The following is an 18,105-nucleotide window of genomic DNA, read 5'->3' as shown; positions in this document are numbered from 1 at the left end:
AAGGACCCGCAGGGGTCGGTCTGCAGCCCAGGCGAATGCCTGGCAAGGCGTTTTGCCGTCTGCATGGCTGCACCTGCGACGAGGAGAATGTCGGCGTCGCCAGCGATGCCGGCAAACGGCGGACCGCGCTTATCGCCTTTGGGGCAGAAATCCCTGGGGAAAAGCGCTATATATAGACAAAAGGGACCGGACCAATGCGCATCGAGCGTCGCTTCACCAAGCCAGACCAAGTAGGTCAAGAAAGGGCAGCTTATGCGGAGATCGAATTCCGCAAGGCCCTGTCGGAGATCAAGAATCCCGACGGCTCGGTGGTGTTCCGCCTCGACAACATCGATGTGCCGGCCCAGTTCAGCCAGGTCGCGGCCGACATCCTGGCGCAAAAGTATTTTCGCAAGGCCGGCGTGCCGGCGCGGCTGAAGAAGGTCGAGGAGAACGACGTCCCCTCCTTCCTGTGGCGCTCGGTTGCCGACGAGGCCGAGCTCGCCAAGCTCCCGGAGGCTGAACGCTATGGTTCGGAAACCGATGCCCGCCAGGTCTTCGATCGGCTGTCCGGCACCTGGACCTATTGGGGCTGGAAGGGCGGCTACTTCAAATCGGAAGAAGATGCCCGCGCCTTCCGCGACGAGCTCGCTTATATGCTCGCCACCCAGCGCGTCGCGCCGAACTCGCCGCAGTGGTTCAACACCGGCCTGCACTGGGCCTATGGCATCGACGGCCCGAGCCAGGGCCACTTCTATGTTGATCCCTTCACCGGCAAGCTGACCAAGTCGAAGTCCGCCTACGAGCACCCGCAGCCGCATGCCTGCTTCATCCAGAGCGTGCAGGACGACCTCGTCAACGAGGGCGGCATCATGGACCTGTGGGTGCGTGAGGCGCGTCTGTTCAAATACGGCTCCGGCACCGGCTCGAACTTCTCGATGCTGCGCGGTGAAGGCGAAAAGCTGTCCGGCGGCGGCCGCTCCTCCGGCCTGATGAGCTTCCTCAAGATCGGCGACCGCGCCGCCGGCGCCATCAAGTCGGGCGGCACGACGCGCCGCGCCGCCAAGATGGTCATCGTCGACGCCGACCATCCCGATATCGAGGAATTCATCGACTGGAAGGTCAATGAGGAGCAGAAGGTCGCCTCGCTGGTCACCGGCTCGAAGATCGTCAAGATGCACCTCGAAGCGATCATGAAGGCCTGCGTCAATTGCGAAGGCGATGGCGACGACTGCTTCGACCCGGCTTTGAACACCGCGCTGAAGCGCGAGATCAAGGCGGCCAAGAAGGACGCCGTGCCGGAGAACTACATCTATCGCGTCATCCAGTTCGCCCGCCAGGGCTACACCTCGATGTCGTTCAAGACCTACGACACCGACTGGGATTCGGACGCCTATCTCACCGTATCCGGCCAGAACTCCAACAACTCGGTTTCGCTGAAGGACAATTTCCTGCGCGCCGTCGAGGCCGATGGCGACTGGCAGCTCACCGCCCGCAAGGACGGCAAGGTTCTGAAGACGCTGAAGGCCAAGGACCTGTGGGAAAAGATCGGCTACGCCGCCTGGGCGTCGGCTGACCCCGGCCTGCACTTCAACACGACGATGAACGACTGGCACACCTGCGCTTCCGCCGGTGCGATCCGGGCCTCCAACCCGTGCTCGGAGTACATGTTCCTCGACGACACGGCCTGCAATCTCGCCTCGATCAACCTTTTGCCCTACCGCAAGGAAGACGGAACGATCGACATCGCCGCTTACGAGCACACCGTGCGGCTGTGGACCGTCGTGCTCGAAATCTCGGTGATGATGGCGCAGTTCCCGTCGAAGGAGATCGCCAAGCTCTCCTACGACTACCGCACGCTCGGCCTCGGCTATGCCAATATCGGCGGCCTGCTGATGACCTCGGGCATCCCTTACGACTCCGACGAGGGCCGCGCCATCTGCGCCGCGCTCACCGCTATTATGACCGGCGTCGCCTACTCGACCTCGGCCGAGATGGCTTCGGAGCTCGGCGCCTTCCCGGACTACGACCGCAACGCGCAGAACATGCTGCGCGTCATGCGCAACCACCGCCGCGCCGCCTATGGCGACAAGGACGGCTATGAGAAGCTCGCCGTCAATCCGGTGCCGCTGGTCGCGTCCGACCTCAAGCAGCAGGCGCTGGCCGAGCATGCCCGCGCCGCATGGGACCGCGCCATCGAGCTCGGCGAGGAGCATGGCTATCGCAACGCGCAGGCGACCGTGATTGCGCCGACCGGCACGATCGGCCTGGTCATGGACTGCGACACCACCGGCATCGAGCCCGATTTCGCGCTGGTGAAGTTCAAGAAGCTCGCCGGCGGCGGCTACTTCAAGATCATCAACCGCGCCGTGCCGGAAGCGCTGAGGACGCTTGGCTATTCCGAAAGCCAGATCGCCGAGATCGAGGCCTATGCGGTCGGCCATGGCAACCTCAACCAGGCGCCGGGCATCAACCCCTCGTCGCTGAAGGCCAAGGGCTTCACCGACGAGAAGATCGCGGCGCTGAACGCGGCGCTGAAGTCGGCCTTCGACATCAAGTTCGTGTTCAACCAGTGGACGCTCGGCGCCGACTGGGTGAAGGAGACGCTCGGCTTCACCGACGAGCAGCTCGGCGACTTCTCCTTCGAGATGCTGCCGGCGCTGGGCTTCTCCAGGAAGGACATCGACGCCGCCAACATCCATGTCTGCGGTGCCATGACGCTGGAAGGCGCGCCTTTCCTCAAGGCCGAACATCTTTCGGTGTTCGACTGCGCCAGCCCCTGCGGCAAGATCGGCAAGCGCTCGCTGTCGATCCAGAGCCACATCCTGATGATGGCGGCGGCGCAGCCCTTCATCTCGGGCGCCATCTCCAAGACCATCAACATGCCGAACGAGGCGACGGTCGAGGACGCCAAGAACGCCTACATGCTGTCCTGGAAGCTGGCGCTGAAGGCCAACGCGCTCTATCGCGACGGCTCGAAGTTGTCGCAGCCGCTCAACGCCTCGCTGCTCGCCGATGACGACGAGGATGAGGACGAGGCGGTCGAGCAGTTGATCGCGGCACCGGCCGCGCAGCGCGCCGTGCAGGTGACGGAAAAGATCGTCGAGCGCGTGGTGGAACGCCTCTACCGCGACCGCGAAAAACTGCCGAACCGCCGCAAGGGCTACACCCAGAAAGCCGTCGTCGGCGGCCACAAGGTGTATCTGCGCACCGGCGAATTCGACGACGGCCGCTTGGGCGAGATCTTCATCGACATGCACAAGGAAGGTGCCGCCTTCCGCGCGATGATGAACAACTTCGCCATCGCCATCTCGCTCGGCCTGCAATACGGCGTGCCGCTCGACGAATATGTCGAGGCCTTCACCTTCACCAAGTTCGAGCCGGCCGGCATGGTGCAGGGCAACGACGCGATCAAGAACGCGACGTCGATCCTCGACTATGTGTTCCGCGAGCTTGCCGTCTCCTATCTCGGCCGCCACGACCTCGCCCATGTCGACCAGTCGGACTTCGACAAGACCGCGCTTGGCCGCGGCATCACCGAAGGCAAGGCGACGCCCTTCTCCAAGGGCCTCTATCGCGGCGCCTCGCCGGTGAAGCTGGTGTCCGGCATCGGCGGCGAGCCCAAGGGCCTTGGCGGCTCCGGCCCGACCACCGCGCCTGCCCGCGCCGCGCCCACCGCCTTCGCCGGTTCCAACGTGCTGGCGCTAAAACCGGCAAGCGACGAGGCCCTTGCCTACAAGCGCGACTATGAGGAGCGCGCCAGGGAACTGGCCGAGGAGATGGTGGAAGCGGAAGCCGAGGCCGCGGGCGGCGCCGAAGCCCTCTTCACCGACGCCGCCGCCAACGAAGCGGCCGAGGCGAAGAAGCTCGCCGCGACCCGTCGCCAGCAGTCGCTGCTCCAGGGCTACACCGGCAACGAATGCTCGGAATGCCACAACTTCACCATGGTGCGGAACGGCACCTGCGAGAAGTGCGACACTTGTGGATCGACGAGCGGGTGCAGCTGAGAACGGAACACCTCCAGGCAAATTACTGATTGAGATTTCCCGAGCGCTAAGGCGTTCGGGAAATTGAAATAGGAACAAAACAAAAACAGAGGCGCAAGAACATCCCGCCGAGCCGCTAGCGTTGATTGGATGGAATCGTGGCAACCTCACTTAATTTAAGTCCAACCGATATCCTCACCGCAATCTTGGTATTTATTACCGGTATATACGCTTGGCTTACGTATAATATAGCAAAGTCAAATAGAATGATGGTGACCGAAGTTCAGAAGCAGATTGAAGTTCAAACGAGACCGATAATTTCCTTCAACATCGAAATTCACCATCATACGATTTTTGTCGCCCGCATATGGAATAACGGGTCATCGCCGGCGGAGGACGTAAAATTATCTATTGATAAGGACTTCTATCGATTTGGCGAAACCAGAGGAGAATCAAAGAATATTGCTGATATGTACATTTTTAAAAACACGCTACCGACGCTTGCGCCGGGAGATGGCTTCTGGATCGATCTTTGCACTGGCCCAGAAGTTGGCAGAGAAGTCGACGGAAAAGTTATTACGCCGGATAAATTCGCTATCCAAGCTTCATATAAGTATGGAACACGTGAATATATTGAAAATTTCGCTGTAGACCTCAGAGCATACTTTTACACGTCGGGCCAAAAGAGAATGCCTGAGCAGCTCGAAAAAATAGCCAAATCGCTCGATCAACTGGCAAAATCGAAGCAGCTATAGGCCACGATGATCGACCACATCACCATCGAAGTGAGCGACCTCGCCAAGAGCAAGCTCTTCTACGAAAGGGCGTTTGTGCCGTTGGGGTATCGCCTCTCCTTCGGCAAGGAAGGCGTGTTCTGGGCCTTCGATGTCGGCAATGGCTGCCTGTTCGAGATCCAGAGCACGGGCGAGAAGCCGCCGCTCACCCGTCTGCATGTCGCCTTCCGTGTGAAGGGCAAGGCAGAGGTAGATGCGTTCTACCGGGCCGCGCTTGAGGCGGGCGCCGCGGACAATGGCGCGCCCGGGCCGCGTCCGGACTATGGCGCGAACTACTACGCCTGCTTCGTGCTCGATCCCGATGGCTACAACATCGAGGCGATGATCAACGAGGCCTAGCGCCCTCTCCTTCTCCCCTTGTGGGAGAAGGTGGATCGGCGCGCAGCGCCGAGACGGATGAGGGGTGGTCCAGCGGAGTGAGACGTCGGCGATCCATCGCAGCGTCCAACACTGGCGAAGGTCTGCGCCAAGCTGGAACACCCCTCATCCGGCCGCTTCGCGGCCACCTTCTCCCACAAGGGGAGAAGGGAAGATGCGCTCAATCCGCATCCGCCACCATCTGCCCGCCGCCCAGCCAGTTGCGCCATTGCCGCTCGTCGCCATGGAAGACGTTGAGGTCGATGCGTCCCCTCACCCCATGCGACAGGCCGGAGCCGGAATACTGCCAGAACAGCCATCTGCGGCCCGGATAGACCTTTGACGGATGCGCCGCCACAGCGCGCAGCCAGAACGGATAGTCGAGGAAGGCGCCGCGCAGGTTGTCGCGATAGAAGTCGGGGCTGGTGTAGATGATGGGTCGCTGGCCGTAGTACCGCTCCAGCTTGTCCATGAACACCTGCATCTTCTCCAGCACTTTTTCGCGTGAAGGCCGGCGCTTGCAGGAGGAGTCGCCGTTCCACTCGACATCGATCACCGGCGGCAGCGCGCCCTCGACCCGCGGCACGTTGCGGATGAACCAGTCGGCCTGCTCGCCGGCGGTGCGGCACCAGTAGAAGAAATGATAGGCGCCGCGCTTCAGCCCGGCGGCGTCGGCGCCGCGCCAGTTCGCCCTGAACATCGGATCGAGATGGTCGCCACCGTCGGTCGCCTTGATATAGGCGAAGTTGGCGCCCTGGGCGCGCAGCTTTTCCCAGTTGATGTTGCCCTGCCAGCGCGAGACGTCGACGCCGTGGACGGCAAGGTGCCGCGGCGAGGCGCGGCCGAAATTGATCGGCTTGGCATCGCGGAAGGCATAGCGGGTGACCGGGCTCGCGAGCATCGCCGGTGCCGCGCGCGACAGCCGCTTCGGCGTCGACACCAGCGCCGCCTCTTGAACCGGCGGCTCGACCCTGTCCGGCAGATCCTGAGCGGGGAACGCCACCGTCTCTTCCTCGGCCAGGCCGAAAGGACGCGAATTCTCGTCGTCAAGGCGCGAATTCTCGTCGCCGGGGCGCGCATTCTCGTCGCCGGGGCGCGAATTTTCTTGATCAAGACCCGCGCCCTGGTCGTCAAGCAGCGGCGCCGGCGGCCTGAAGCGCGCAGCGCCCGTCATCGACGCGGTTTCGACGGTGGTCTCGGCGTCGGCCGTCTTCATCGCCTTGGCGACAGGCGCACTAGGCCTGACCACGGAACTCGTCGTCTCGTTGGACGGCATCTGCAGGGCATCGACGCCGGACGTAGACGAGCAGCCTGCAAGGCAAAGCGATGCGAGCACGAAACTGACGACGCTAAGATTCCGCATCTTGACCTGTACGCAAAACAAAACAGACCGAAGGCAGGAACGGCGCCGCCGGAAGCCCCTTTCCTAATGAGAAATTACCAACAAAGTTTGAATCAAAATTTACTTTTGGTCCGGGGAAGCGATTCGCGACCGGCCGCGCCGCCGTGAAACCGGGAAGCCGCGGACCTGATCGGAAAGTTGCGCACCCCGACACAACCGACGTCTTGAAAGCCAGGGTCTAACCCTGCCCCAATTCGTACCCATATAGGGGCTCGCTAGATGCGTTGAAACGCTCCGACCAAAGGATTGTAACCAATGTCAAAATCACGGACGATCAAAGTTGCGTCGATCTTCCTGATCCTGCTGATGGCGCTCGGAAGCGTGTCTGTCGGCACCGCCGAGGCGCGCATGGGCGGCAGTTTCGGCAGCCGTGGCAGCAGGACTTTCCAGGCCCCGGCCCCGACGAACACCGCGCCATACACAGCGCCTGTAAGGCGCTCGATGACGCCCAACACCACCCAGTCGATCCCGCCGGCGCAGTCGTTTCCAGGTCAGGCGCGCCCGGGGTTCTGGAACGGTTTTGGTGGCGGCCTTGTCGGCGGTCTGGTCGGAGGGCTCCTCTTCAACGGCCTGTTCGGCATGATGCTCGGCCACGGATTCGGCGGCATCGGCGGCGGCCTGAGCTTCATCTTCCAGCTGCTGCTCATCGGCGGCCTCATCATGCTGGCGATGCGGTTTTTCAGCCGCGACAATGCCGCGCCGGCCAATATGAGAAGCTCGGGCCTTCCCTTCGGCCGGCAAGACTGGGGAGGCGCGCAGCCCAGCTACCCATCCCGCATCACGGGTTTGGGCGCGGCCGGCTCATCCGGCGCTGACGAAATCGGCATCACGGATACCGATCGGGACGCGTTCGAAAATATCCTCGGCGACGTGCAGGCCGCATTCAGTCGCGAGGATCACCAGGGATTGCGAAGGCTGACGACGCCCGAGATGGTTTCCTACCTTTCTGAAGAGCTGGCGGACAACGCCACCCATGGCCTCAAGAACGATGTGACAAATCTTGAGCTGCTGGAAGCCGATATTGCGGAGGCGTGGCGAGAGGGCTCGCGCGACTACGCCACCGCGGCAATGCGCTGGTCGGCCATCGATGTCATGCGCAACCGCCAGACCGGCGCCGTCGAAAAGGGCGATCCGAAAAATCCGGTCGAAGCGACCGAGTTGTGGACCTTCACCCGTGAGGCCGGAGGGCCGTGGCTGTTGTCCGCGATTCAGGACGCGTCCAACTAAACACAATCGCGGCGCTATCCGCGTCGCGGTACCCTACGGCGGTGCCTACCGACCTCGCCTGAACACCCCGATCATCGGCCCAAGATTCCAGAAATCGTCGTTGCGGCCGATGGCCGGCGCGTACAAGCTGGATATGGAGCCATCGAGGAACAGCGCGTTCGGGCAGCCGAGCTCGTCGCGGAACAGGCGCGCGAATTCATGGAAGGTCACGACGTCGTTCGAGATGGCGAAGACGGCAACCCCATCGGCCCGCACGCCGACGCCGTCGCGGATCTTTCGCGATGGGCTGCCGGCCTGGAATTTCGGATGCAGCTTGCCGTCGATGACCAGCATCGGCCCGGACTGGGTTGCGTAATCCACGCGCGGCGAACGCTTCAAAAAGTCCTTCGTCGCGCGAACGCCTGCCTTGCCGTCGCCGAGATAAAAGATGCCGTTCGGCTGCATGGAAAAGTTACCGGTGCCGGCCCCGGTCTTCGCCGGCGTGATCTGTTGTCCCTGCTCGACATAGAGCCCGACCGGCGCGAGGTTGGGATGATACATGCCCGCATTCATGCCGAACAGCATGGTGCGGCCGGCGGCCTGCTCGGCGGTGCGAAGATTGTGTAGCGAGCGGTAGAGCTCGCCGTCCTTGTTCTTCCAGAACAGCTCGATCGAAAAATGCTTCGGATCGGTCTCGCAGACGAGATAGCTCGCCCTTTCGAAGCTGAGGTCGCGGCACGGCGGCAGCGCCGCCAGCCACTGACCGGCGCCTAAGCCCGCGCCGACAGCGGTCGGCAGCGCCAATTTCACCAGCGTCGCCAGCAAGGGCACCGATTGCAGCAGCGTCGCAAGATCCATCAGCGCACCCGAAGCGAAGGTTCAGGGTGCCGGTATAGCGGATTCGGTGAAAGCCTCTAGCTCAACCAGCCGACGGCGACGCCGATCAGAAGCACGATGCCAAGCAGGCCGCGATAGATGACGAAGGGCCAGGCGGAAAAGCGCTCGAGCACCCGCATCAGCCCCCATATGGCGAAGAAGGCCGAGATCGAGGCGACGACGAGGCCGACACCCAGGACCGACCAGCCATAGGCGCCAAGATGAATCTTGTGCAGTTCCCAAAGCTCTTTCAGGCCGGCAAGCGCGATCGCCGGCAGGCCGAGCAGGAAGGAGAGCCGCGCCGCCTCCGGCCGGGCATAGCCAAGACCCAGCGCCGCCGTCAGCGTCGAACCCGAGCGTGACACGCCGGGAATGAGGGCGCCGACCTGGGCGACGCCGACCAGCAAGGCGTCGAGCACGGACACTTTTTCGAGGGTCAGCCTGTGGCGGGCATAGATTTCGGAAAGCGCCAGAAGCACGGCCATGACGATGCAGGCCCAGCCGATCACGGCCAGCCCTCGCAGCGGCGAATTGCAGGCATTGAGAACACTGGAAAGCGCGAGCCCGGCAATGACGATCGGAACGGTCGCAAGCACGATGCCGATCGCCAGGCGAAAGTAGCGGTTGGCGAAATCGCGGCGCGCGAGCGCCGACAGCGACCCCATCGCGACATCCCTGATATCGCTCCAGAAATAGCTGACGACCGCCGCCAATGCCGCAAGCTGCATGGCGGCCGAGAAGGCGGAGCCGGGATCCTGCCAGCCGAGCACGGCGGGCACGACGCGCATATGCGCCGTCGAAGAGATCGGCAGCAATTCGGTGATGCCTTGCACGATGCCGAGAAATGCCACCTTGGCATAGCCCAGGCCGACAAAGCCGGTGTCCAGTCCCTGCGTGCAGACGTCAGTCATCCCGATCCTTTCCCCAGAACAAAGTGCATCGTCATTCGCAAAGCCCCTCAACGACAGCCTTATCCGCGCGATACCGGGAATCCAACTCACGGATTTGTAAGGTGCCGCTAATCCTGCTTGACAATGGGTGTCTCCATATTATCATCCGCTAATCTTACGCTGTAAGGCAGATCGGAGGAGGACCATCATGTCGACCGCCGCCCTCTGGGAGCTAGAGCCGCCGCCGGAACCGCATCTGCCGGAAATCGCGATCGAGGACGTCTCGCGCGATCTGAGCCGCGCCATCGAGCGCGCCGAGGTCAATGCCTGGCTCGACCTCTATGACGCCGCGCCCGCGGATTTCGCCGCCAGGCACGGCCTGTCGATCGCCCGTGACGGCGATCTTGTCTGGACCACCTGCGCGACGATCCCGTTCATCCACTTCAACTGCGTGAAGAACATCGGCGTCGAGGCACCGGCTTCGGAGGCCCAGCTCGATGCGCTGCTGGCACATTACCGCGCGGCCGGCATCTTGCGGCCATGGTTCTACACCAGTCCGCATACCGAGCCGTCGCGGCTGAGATGCTGGCTGGAAGCGCGCGGGCTGCAGCATCAGAGCGGCTGGGAACGCATCTTTCGCGATGCGACCCCGCTGCCGGCCGAACCGCTCTTCCCAGCCGACGATCTGTCGGTCGAGGAGGTCACGCCCAAAACGGCTCCGGAATGGGCGTCCTTCATCGACGCCAAATACAGGCTGCCCACTTCGCCCTGGCTCCTGGCGCTGGTCGGCCGCAAAGGCTGGCGTCACTATATGCTGAAACGAGATGGCGCGGTGGCCGCGGTGCGCTCACTGTTCATCTCAGACGGCGCCGCCTGGAGCGGCATCGACGCGCCGGTGCCCGGCATCATGGCGCCAAGCTTCGATCTCGACGCTGTGCTTGGCGAAAGGCTGGTACGCGACGGCATCGCCGCCGGCGCGAAACTGTTCGTCGCCGATATCGAGGCGCCGCACCCCGACCGCGACGGTCCGGCCTACCGCAACTACGCGCGGCTCGGTTTCAAGATTGCCTATTTCCGCAGTCATTATAGCTATTTGCCGGCGTATTCGAGCTGATGGAAAGAGGGCGCGGCTCTAGCGGTACAGCCATTGCGTCAGGCAGCTCCTGGCCACGACATGGGCCGGCGGCACCATAGGCTGGTCGATCCGGGAATCGTCGGCGGCCCTGTCGCGCGCTTTTTCCAAGAGCATGCGGAGTTCCGCCGGGCGCACGCGGTCGCGTTCCATCACGAGTTGGATCATCGGGTCGTTCAAAAGCTCGTCCAGGGTGTTGATGCTCTCGCTCATCCGTCGCCTCCTCGCGATGCCTTCCCGCATGGCGCTTAGATAGGCAGCCAATGATGGCCCGCCAATGACGCTTTGCCGGCTATCTCGTGAATCGAAGATGAAATTTTTGTGCAGGCCTTAACCTTCTCCCCTTGTGGGAGAAGGTGTCGCCGAAGGCGACGGATGAGGGGTGCTGGAAGAAACGGGACGGCGGCAATTCCAAGCATTTGCCAAGCTGGAACACCCCTCATCCGTCTCGGCGCTGCGCGCCGATCCACCTTCTCCCACAAGGGGAGAAGGGAGAGGGCTAGGTCGGCGGAGCGCCTTCATATTGCGGCAGGCCGTCATCGAGCCGCACCCAGGGCTGCATGGACGCCGTCCAGAAATGCATGTCGGGCTTGAACACGGACGGATCGTCGAGCGAACCGGACGTGACGCCGAGAATGCCTCTGGAGTCGCGCCGCGAAAACATCGTCGTGCCGCAGGCGGGACAGAAGCCGCGCTTGAGGTCCGGCGAGGAATTGACCGTCGCCAAAGGCCCTTCGACGGTCACATCGTCGATGCGGAACAGGAGCCGCGCGTTGAAGGCGGCCCCGATCGCCTTCTGGCAGATCCGGCAATGACAGACGCGCTCGTTGATCGGCTCGGCCTCGGCGCGATAGCGCACCGCGCCGCACAGGCATCCGCCCTGGTATTTCGTCATTGAAAGCACCTGCTTTGTGGAGTTGGCCACGGTAGTAGCGGTCGCCATCTCAGCGTCAATTGAAAAGCTTTGATGGGACGCGATCGGTTGTCGTGATGCAGGCGCCGACGTAGCAATAAATGGGATGGCTCAGTGGCGCCGGGCCTGGACGAGGTAGGCGTCGATCTCGGTTTCGCCGAGCCATTTGGCGGCCTCGAGCCGATGCAGCCCTTCGACCAGGACATGGCGCTTGCCGTCGTGACGTACCTGGATCGGCGTCTTCATGCCGTTCTCGAGGATGTCTTCGGCGAGATGGCGCACTGTCTCGGGATGCAGCGTCTTGCGGCGCGCCGTTGGCACGTAGATGTCGTCGACCTTGACCTTTTGCACGCGCAGCATGTCCGCTCCCGGCGTTGAACCATCGCTTCAGAATGAAATAGTTGGTTTGCCGGATATGGCCAAGCGCTCGCTGGCCCGATTGTTTCCATTTGACGCTTGGCCGGCCAATCGTCTCAATGGCGGCCGTCTTGGTTTCAGGTGTTCATTGACGCAACTGCCTACCGAATTCCCCGATTTCGGGCTGACGCCCGAGCAGCGCCGCGAGGCGGTGCGCGGCCATTACTACGAATGGCCGGGCATGGATGGCTCAAGGGGCGAGATCTGGTGCTACAGCGACCGCTTTTCGTATCGGCCGGCCGAGACCGTGGTGCTGCATGTCAGCTCGACGGCGCCGCAATTCGACATCGTCATCGTCCGCGACGGCAGCGTTGAAACCAAGGTCTTCGAGAAAACCGGCCTGTCGGCACGCTGGCAGGACACGCCCGACCAATGCTCCGTCGAGGGCTGCGGCTGGGAGGCCTCGTTCGAATTCAGCATCGGCGACGACTGGCCGTCGGGCGCCTATCGCGCCACCCTTTCGGCCGAAGGCCGGGACGGCAAGACGATCCACAGCCACCATCTCTTCATCGTCGCGCCCCTGCCCGGTAAAAAACCCGGCCGCCTGCTGCAGGTCGCCGCGACCGGCACTTGGCTCGCCTACAACACCTGGGGCGGCTCCAACCATTATCAGGGCATCACCGGTCCGAACCGCGACCAATACGCGACGATGGTGTCGACGCAGCGCCCCTGGTGCCGGGGCTTCGTCGTGCTGCCGAAGGAGGCGCCGCGCGTGCCGCTGGAAGTCGCGGTGCCGCCGAAGACGGTGCCGCGCTATCCGCACATGGAATGGGCTTTTGCCACCGGGCATTCGAAGAAATACGCCTCTTCCGGCTGGGCGAGCTACGACAGCCATTTCTTCCGCTTCGCCGAGCGCGGCGGCTATGCGGTCGACCTCGCCAGCCAGCACGATTTGCATTTCTCGCCCGAAATCCTCGACGGCTACGATTGCGTCGTCTTCGTCGGCCATGACGAATACTGGACCTGGGAGATGCGCGACGCAGTCGACCACTATGTCGAGCGCGGCGGCCATGCGGCGCGCTTCGCCGGCAACTTCATGTGGCAGACGCGGCTGGAGGACCAGGGCCGCCGCCAGGTCTGCTATAAATACAAGGCCCGCGCCGAGGACCCCGCCTATCGCGGCGGCGACATCACCCGAGCCACCAATTCCTGGGAGGCGCCGGAGATCGACCGTCCGGGCAGCGCCACCTTCGGCCTCAACGCGACCAGGGGCGTCTATGCCGGCTGGGGCGGCTGCGCGCCGCGCGGCGTACGCGGCTTCCCGGTCTACCGCCCCGACCATTGGGCCTTCGCCGGCGCTGGCATTTACTATGGCGACCTGCTCGGTGCCGACAGCCATGTCTATGGCTACGAGGTCGACGGGCTGGACTTTGAGATCCGCGGCGGCTTGCCCTACCCGACCGCAACCAGCGGCGCGCCGGACGGCTTGCAGGTTCTGGCGGTCGGCATGGCGAGCCAGGTCGAGGAAAGCGCCGACATCCCGATCGAGGACCAGTTCCTCACCGACGAGGACGGGCGCTTCACCGCCGAAACGCTGTTCGGCGAGGCCAGCGACGCCAATCTCGACAAGGTCAAGCGCGGCAACGGCATGATCGTCAATTTCCCGCGCGGCAAGGGCGAGGTCTTCCATGCTGGAAGCTGCGAATGGGTCGCCGGCCTGCTAAGGCAGGACGCGATGGTCGAACGCGTGACCAAAAATGTTCTCGACCGCTATCTCGGAAAGTCCTGACATGCCGAAACTGGAAGCGCAGCCCTCATCTCAGACAGAAGAGCGGCGGCCGTCGCATCTGTTCTATCTTGCCAACCTGCGCCGGCCGCTCGTCGACCGCGCCGAAGGCATCTATTTCTGGACCAAGGACGGCCGCCGCTTCATCGACGGGTCGAGCGGGCCGATGGTCGCCAACATCGGCCATTCCAACCGCAACGTGCTGGACGCCATGAAGCGGCAGATGGACAAGACCACCTTCGCCTACCGGCTGCATTTCGAAAACGAGCCGGCCGAAGAGCTGGCGCGGGCACTGGCCGGGAAACTGCCGGAGGGCATGGACCGCATCTTCTTCGTCTCCGGCGGTTCCGAGGCAACCGAATCCTGCATCAAGCTTGCCCGGCAATGGGCGGTCGCCACCGGCCAGCCCAAGCGCTGGAAGGTGATCACCCGCTTCCCCTCCTATCATGGCGGCACGCTCGGCTCGCTTGCCGTCACCGGCGACGACGCGCTGGCCGAAACCTTCACGCCGATGATGCGGGTGATGCCAATGGTGCCGGCACCGACTGCCTGGCGCGACCGCGACAACCTCTCGATGGAGCAGCGTGGCATCCGCTACGCCGACATGCTGGAGGAAAAGATCCAAGCCGAGGGCCCGGAAAGCGTGCTCGCCTTCATCATGGAGCCGGTCGGGGGTGCTGCGACGGCAGCGCTTGTCGCGCCCGACAGTTACTATCCGCGCATCCGCGAGATCTGCGACCGCTACGGCATTCTGCTTATCCATGACGAAGTGATGAGCGGCGCCGGCCGCACCGGCAAATTCCTTGGCGGCGACCATTGGAACTGCAAGCCGGACATCGTCGCGCTGTCGAAGGGGTTGGGCTCGGGCTACGCACCGCTCGGCGCGCTGGCGGCTCCCATGCGGCTGGTCGAGCCACTGCTGGCTTCCGGCGGCTTCCAGCACGGCCACACCTATGCCGGCAACCCGCTCGCCTGCGCGGCCGGCCTTGCGGTGCTCGGCGAGATGGACCGGCTCGATCTCATCGCCAATGCCGCGGCCATGGGCGATGTGCTGATCGAAGAGCTGAGAGGACTGGCGAAACGCTTCCCTTTCATGGCCGACGTGCGCGGCAAGGGATTGCTCCTTGGCGTGGAAATGCTGGCCGATCCGGAGACGCTGAAGCCCATCGAACCCACCCGCAAGGCAACCCAGCGCCTGCTCGATCACGCCTATGCGCGCGGCCTGATCATCTACGGCCGCAAGGTCAAGGGCGGCGTCGACGGCGACAATTTCATGGTGGCGCCGCCGATGATCATCACGCGCGAGCAGATCGGCGAGATGATCGCCATCATTGGGGACTCGCTGGAGGCGCTGGCTGCGGAGCTAGACTTGCCGGTGGAAGGCTGAGGGATGGTCGGGTTGAGATAGCCAATCTGAGATGATGGTGTTCCTTCGCGCCCCCCTCTGGCCTGCCGGCCATCTCCCCCTCAAGGGGGGAGATTGGCGGCTTCAATGGCAGCGCGCTTTCGGCACCCTCGGTAATTGGCGAAAGCCGGCGCGACGTCCGATCTCCCCCCAAGTGGGGGAGATGTCCGGCAGGACAGAGGGGGGCGCCTGGGCGCCGTACTTGTCGTGAGCGCAATTATTCTTCGCCCCGGCCGCATCGACGACGTCGAGACCATCCATGCCGCCCTGCTGCGCCTCGGCACCCATATCGGCGCGCATCAGGAAATCACCTCCACTCCCGACGATCTCCGGCGCTACGGCTTCGGCGAAAAACCCGCCTTCTCGACCCTGATAGCCGAGATCGACGGCGAGTTCGCCGGCCTTTGCCTGCACTTCCCGATCTTCTCGACCTGGATGGGCCGGCCCGGCGTCTTCGTGCAGGACCTCTATGTCGAGGACCGCTTTCGCGGCCGCCGGATCGGCGAGAAACTGCTGCGGCGCGTGGCGAGGGAATGCCGCTTAGCGGGCGGTGTCTATCTCAGACTCTCCGTCGATACCGACAACGAGATCGCCAAGGCCTTCTATGAGAAGCTCGGCATCGGCTGGTCGAGCTACGAGCAGGTGCAAAAGATCGTCGGCGAGGCCTTCTTCGCCTTTGCCGATGCGCCGGAGGAAGAACGATGAAAGCCTTCTACGCCGAGGAACAGAAGCGCCACGACCCAACGGCCTTCCTTTCCAGCGGCGCGCCGCAACCCAACCCGGAGAAGCCGGAGCGCGTCGAAAGATTGTTAGCTGGCGCAAGATCGGCCGGTTTGACGATCGAACGGCCGAAGGACTATGGCCTCGGGCCAATCGCCGCCGTGCACACGCCCGAATATCTCGACTTCCTCGAGCACATCTTCGCCCGCTGGCAGCGTATCGAAGGCGCCTCGGCAGAGGTCATTCCGAATATCCACCCGATCGCCCGCAACGGCTCCTATCCGGCTTCGGCGGTCGGCCAGGCCGGCTATCACATGGCCGACACCGCCTGCCCGATCTCGGCCGAGACCTGGAACAGCGCGCTGTGGAGCGCCTGGAGCGCGGTCGAAGCCGCCGAAGCGGTGATGGCCGGCGCGCCTTCCGCCTATGCGCTCTGCCGACCGCCGGGTCATCATGCCTTCGCCGATGTCGCGGGCGGCTTCTGCTTCATCAACAATTCGGCGGTCGCCGCGCAGGTGCTGCGCAGACAGGCAGCGCGCGTCGCGATCCTCGATGTCGACCTGCATCACGGCAATGGCACGCAAGGAATCTTCTACGCGAGGCCCGATGTGCTCACCGTCTCGCTGCACGCCGATCCGGTGCGCTTCTACCCGTTCTTCTGGGGCCATGCCGACGAGCGCGGCGAAGGGCCGGGTCTGGGCTACAATTTCAACCTGCCGCTGCCGCGCAAGTCCGGCGACGCAGCATTTCTCGAAGCGCTGGCCTCAGCCTTCCGGCGCATCCACGCTTTCGTTCCCGATGCGTTGGTCGTGGCGCTCGGGCTCGATGCCTTCGAGGGCGACCCGTTCGGCGGCCTGTCGGTGACGACGCCAGGCTTCTCGCGCATCGGCGAGGCGATAGCCGATCTCGCCCTGCCGACGGTGATCGTCCAGGAAGGCGGCTATCTGTGCGATGCGCTGGGCGACAACCTCACCGCTTTCCTGATCGGCTTCGGCGGCAAGCAGGGATAGCGCGTTTCAGGCGAGCTGCTGCCTCAGCATCGCGATCACGCGGTGCACGCTTTCCAGCGTCTCGTCGATCTCGACGGCCGTATTGTAGTGGGCAATGCCGATCCGCACGACGCCCTGCTCCGGTGGGATGCCGAGCTGGTGGACGATTTCCCATGCGTAGTTGTGGCCCGACCAGAGAAAAATGTTCTCGGTGTTCATCTGCCGCACGATCGTTTCCGGCACGATGCCTTCGACCGTGAAGGAAACCGTCGGCACGCGTTCACTTAGGCGCTCCGGGTCGATGATGCCGCGGATGGTCAGGCCAGCGATATCCGACAGGCCTTCGATCAACTGCCGGGCGAGCGCGTTTTCGTAGGCGATCGACACCTCGAAGGCTTTCGCGATCCGCTGCCGCCGCGAGCCGCCCTCGCCGGCCGCCGCGCCGAGATCGGCGAAATAATCGACGGCGGCGGTGAGGCCGGCCATCAGCTCGATCTGCGGCGTGCCGAGCTCGAACCGCTCCGGCAGGCCGTTGGACGAGCAGCGACATTTGTAGGGTTTTAGTCCGTCGATGACGTCGCGGCGGCCCCACAATATACCCATATGCGGCCCGAAGAATTTGTAGGCCGAGCAGACCAGGAAATCGCAGCCGAGTTCCTGCACGTCGATCAGCCCGTGCGGCGCGAACTGCACGGCGTCGACATAGACCAGCGCACCGGCCTGCCTGGCGATCGCCGTCAGCGCCTTCACGCGGTTGATCGAGCCGGTGAGGTTCGAGGCATAGTTCAGCGCCACCAGCCGCGTCTTTTCCGAAAGCAGCGCCTTCAAAGCGTTTCCCTCGACCTGCCAGCTCCGTTCGTCGAACGGCAGGAAACGCACGACAAGACCGAGATCCTCGGCAAGCTGCAGCCAGGGCGAGACATTGCCCTCATGGTCCATGCGCGTCAGGATGATTTCGTCGCCAGCCTTCATCGCCCGGCCGAGCGTGCGTGACATATGGTAAGTCAGCGTCGTCATGTTGGCGCCGATGATGATCTCCTCGACGCTTGCCGCACCGAGGAAGTCGGCCATCGCCGCATGCGCCTCGTCGACCACTTTTTGCGCTGCGACCGTCGTTTCGAAGAAACCGCCAAGATTGGCGTTGGTGGTCAGCAGGCAGCGCGACACCGCGTCGGCCACCGCCAGCGGCACCTGCGTGCCGGCTGGATTGTCGAGATAGATGCGACGGCGACCTTGGTCGGTCAGCGAAAGCGCCGGAAATCGCTCGCGCACGGCCTCGATCGGAAAATCTGCCATCGTCTCCACCCCTTTGT

Annotated in this window: 16 protein-coding genes; 9 read left to right on the top strand and 7 right to left on the bottom strand. The window is 63.5% G+C overall.

Annotated elements, in window-relative coordinates:
- Positions 1–194 precede the first annotated feature (194 nt).
- The 3 genes from AC4FWB_RS13090 (at position 195) to AC4FWB_RS13080 (ending at position 5,098) form a co-directional block, all read left to right on the top strand.
- Positions 195–3,986, top strand: a complete 3,792-nt coding sequence (locus AC4FWB_RS13090; RefSeq protein ID WP_491026474.1) for a vitamin B12-dependent ribonucleotide reductase — start codon at positions 195–197, stop codon at positions 3,984–3,986.
- 137 nt (positions 3,987–4,123) lie between these two features.
- Positions 4,124–4,720 (top strand): DUF8453 domain-containing protein, encoded by a 597-nt coding sequence (locus tag AC4FWB_RS13085; RefSeq protein ID WP_491026473.1) that lies wholly within the window; start codon positions 4,124–4,126, stop codon positions 4,718–4,720.
- Positions 4,721–4,726: 6 nt separating this feature from the next.
- Complete coding sequence (locus AC4FWB_RS13080) at positions 4,727–5,098, top strand: VOC family protein (RefSeq protein WP_491026471.1); 372 nt, start codon at positions 4,727–4,729, stop codon at positions 5,096–5,098.
- Positions 5,099–5,297: 199 nt separating this feature from the next.
- On the opposite strand, the gene AC4FWB_RS13075 is transcribed toward AC4FWB_RS13080, so the two are convergent.
- Positions 5,298–6,479, bottom strand: coding sequence for a GH25 family lysozyme (locus tag AC4FWB_RS13075; protein ID WP_491026470.1), 1,182 nt, complete (start codon positions 6,477–6,479; stop codon positions 5,298–5,300).
- A gap of 294 nt (positions 6,480–6,773) precedes the next feature.
- On the opposite strand from AC4FWB_RS13075, the gene AC4FWB_RS13070 reads away from it, so the two are divergent.
- Complete coding sequence (locus AC4FWB_RS13070; RefSeq protein WP_491026469.1) at positions 6,774–7,745, top strand: Tim44 domain-containing protein; 972 nt, start codon at positions 6,774–6,776, stop codon at positions 7,743–7,745.
- A 45-nt stretch (positions 7,746–7,790) separates the two neighbouring features.
- Here AC4FWB_RS13070 and AC4FWB_RS13065 read toward each other — a convergent pair whose 3' ends face one another.
- Together AC4FWB_RS13065 and AC4FWB_RS13060 are read right to left on the bottom strand one after the other, a co-directional pair.
- Positions 7,791–8,582, bottom strand: coding sequence for a phosphodiester glycosidase family protein (locus tag AC4FWB_RS13065; protein ID WP_491026467.1), 792 nt, complete (start codon positions 8,580–8,582; stop codon positions 7,791–7,793).
- A gap of 56 nt (positions 8,583–8,638) precedes the next feature.
- Complete coding sequence (locus AC4FWB_RS13060) at positions 8,639–9,511, bottom strand: undecaprenyl-diphosphate phosphatase (protein ID WP_491026466.1); 873 nt, start codon at positions 9,509–9,511, stop codon at positions 8,639–8,641.
- Between the two features lie 187 nt (positions 9,512–9,698).
- On the opposite strand from AC4FWB_RS13060, the gene AC4FWB_RS13055 reads away from it, so the two are divergent.
- On the top strand, positions 9,699–10,604 hold the full coding sequence (locus AC4FWB_RS13055) for a hypothetical protein (RefSeq protein ID WP_491026464.1): 906 nt from the start codon (positions 9,699–9,701) through the stop codon (positions 10,602–10,604).
- A gap of 18 nt (positions 10,605–10,622) precedes the next feature.
- Here AC4FWB_RS13055 and AC4FWB_RS13050 read toward each other — a convergent pair whose 3' ends face one another.
- The 3 genes from AC4FWB_RS13050 to AC4FWB_RS13040 form a co-directional block, all read right to left on the bottom strand.
- Complete coding sequence (locus AC4FWB_RS13050) at positions 10,623–10,835, bottom strand: hypothetical protein (RefSeq protein WP_491026462.1); 213 nt, start codon at positions 10,833–10,835, stop codon at positions 10,623–10,625.
- Between the two features lie 286 nt (positions 10,836–11,121).
- Entirely contained in the window at positions 11,122–11,517 is a 396-nt protein-coding gene (locus tag AC4FWB_RS13045) for a GFA family protein (protein ID WP_491026460.1), read from the bottom strand.
- 129 nt (positions 11,518–11,646) lie between these two features.
- Positions 11,647–11,895 (bottom strand): ParB N-terminal domain-containing protein, encoded by a 249-nt coding sequence (locus AC4FWB_RS13040; RefSeq protein WP_059189249.1) that lies wholly within the window; start codon positions 11,893–11,895, stop codon positions 11,647–11,649.
- A gap of 145 nt (positions 11,896–12,040) precedes the next feature.
- On the opposite strand from AC4FWB_RS13040, the gene AC4FWB_RS13035 reads away from it, so the two are divergent.
- The 4 genes from AC4FWB_RS13035 (at position 12,041) to AC4FWB_RS13020 (ending at position 16,813) form a co-directional block, all read left to right on the top strand.
- Positions 12,041–13,681, top strand: coding sequence for a N,N-dimethylformamidase beta subunit family domain-containing protein (locus AC4FWB_RS13035; protein WP_491026459.1), 1,641 nt, complete (start codon positions 12,041–12,043; stop codon positions 13,679–13,681).
- 1 nt (position 13,682) lies between these two features.
- Entirely contained in the window at positions 13,683–15,065 is a 1,383-nt protein-coding gene (locus tag AC4FWB_RS13030) for an aminotransferase family protein (RefSeq protein ID WP_491026458.1), read from the top strand.
- Between the two features lie 225 nt (positions 15,066–15,290).
- Positions 15,291–15,788 carry a GNAT family N-acetyltransferase gene (locus AC4FWB_RS13025; protein ID WP_491026456.1) on the top strand — a complete coding sequence of 166 codons (498 nt, stop codon included), beginning with the start codon at positions 15,291–15,293 and terminating at the stop codon, positions 15,786–15,788.
- Complete coding sequence (locus AC4FWB_RS13020) at positions 15,785–16,813, top strand: histone deacetylase family protein (protein WP_491026455.1); 1,029 nt, start codon at positions 15,785–15,787, stop codon at positions 16,811–16,813. The genes AC4FWB_RS13025 and AC4FWB_RS13020 overlap by 4 nt, the downstream gene beginning before the upstream one ends.
- 6 nt (positions 16,814–16,819) lie before the next feature.
- On the opposite strand, the gene AC4FWB_RS13015 is transcribed toward AC4FWB_RS13020, so the two are convergent.
- Complete coding sequence (locus tag AC4FWB_RS13015; RefSeq protein WP_491026454.1) at positions 16,820–18,088, bottom strand: cysteine desulfurase-like protein; 1,269 nt, start codon at positions 18,086–18,088, stop codon at positions 16,820–16,822.
- Between the last annotated feature and the right edge of the window lie 17 nt (positions 18,089–18,105).

The organism is Mesorhizobium sp. LEGMi-168a, assembly GCF_058312955.1.
This window is presented reverse-complemented; position numbering and strand designations above follow the sequence as displayed.

Bases quoted from the DNA above. Each gene is read 5' to 3' on its own strand.
- AC4FWB_RS13090 (WP_491026474.1), top strand. From the start codon at position 195: ATGCGCATCGAGCGTCGCTTCACCAAGCCAGACCAAGTAGGTCAAGAA.
- AC4FWB_RS13080 (WP_491026471.1), top strand. From the start codon at position 4,727: ATGATCGACCACATCACCATCGAAGTGAGCGACCTCGCCAAGAGCAAG.
- AC4FWB_RS13075 (WP_491026470.1), bottom strand. From the start codon at position 6,479: ATGCGGAATCTTAGCGTCGTCAGTTTCGTGCTCGCATCGCTTTGCCTT.
- AC4FWB_RS13070 (WP_491026469.1), top strand. From the start codon at position 6,774: ATGTCAAAATCACGGACGATCAAAGTTGCGTCGATCTTCCTGATCCTG.
- AC4FWB_RS13065 (WP_491026467.1), bottom strand. From the start codon at position 8,582: ATGGATCTTGCGACGCTGCTGCAATCGGTGCCCTTGCTGGCGACGCTG.
- AC4FWB_RS13060 (WP_491026466.1), bottom strand. From the start codon at position 9,511: ATGACTGACGTCTGCACGCAGGGACTGGACACCGGCTTTGTCGGCCTG.
- AC4FWB_RS13055 (WP_491026464.1), top strand. From the start codon at position 9,699: ATGTCGACCGCCGCCCTCTGGGAGCTAGAGCCGCCGCCGGAACCGCAT.
- AC4FWB_RS13050 (WP_491026462.1), bottom strand. From the start codon at position 10,835: ATGAGCGAGAGCATCAACACCCTGGACGAGCTTTTGAACGACCCGATG.
- AC4FWB_RS13045 (WP_491026460.1), bottom strand. From the start codon at position 11,517: ATGACGAAATACCAGGGCGGATGCCTGTGCGGCGCGGTGCGCTATCGC.
- AC4FWB_RS13040 (WP_059189249.1), bottom strand. From the start codon at position 11,895: ATGCTGCGCGTGCAAAAGGTCAAGGTCGACGACATCTACGTGCCAACG.
- AC4FWB_RS13030 (WP_491026458.1), top strand. From the start codon at position 13,683: ATGCCGAAACTGGAAGCGCAGCCCTCATCTCAGACAGAAGAGCGGCGG.
- AC4FWB_RS13020 (WP_491026455.1), top strand. From the start codon at position 15,785: ATGAAAGCCTTCTACGCCGAGGAACAGAAGCGCCACGACCCAACGGCC.
- AC4FWB_RS13015 (WP_491026454.1), bottom strand. From the start codon at position 18,088: ATGGCAGATTTTCCGATCGAGGCCGTGCGCGAGCGATTTCCGGCGCTT.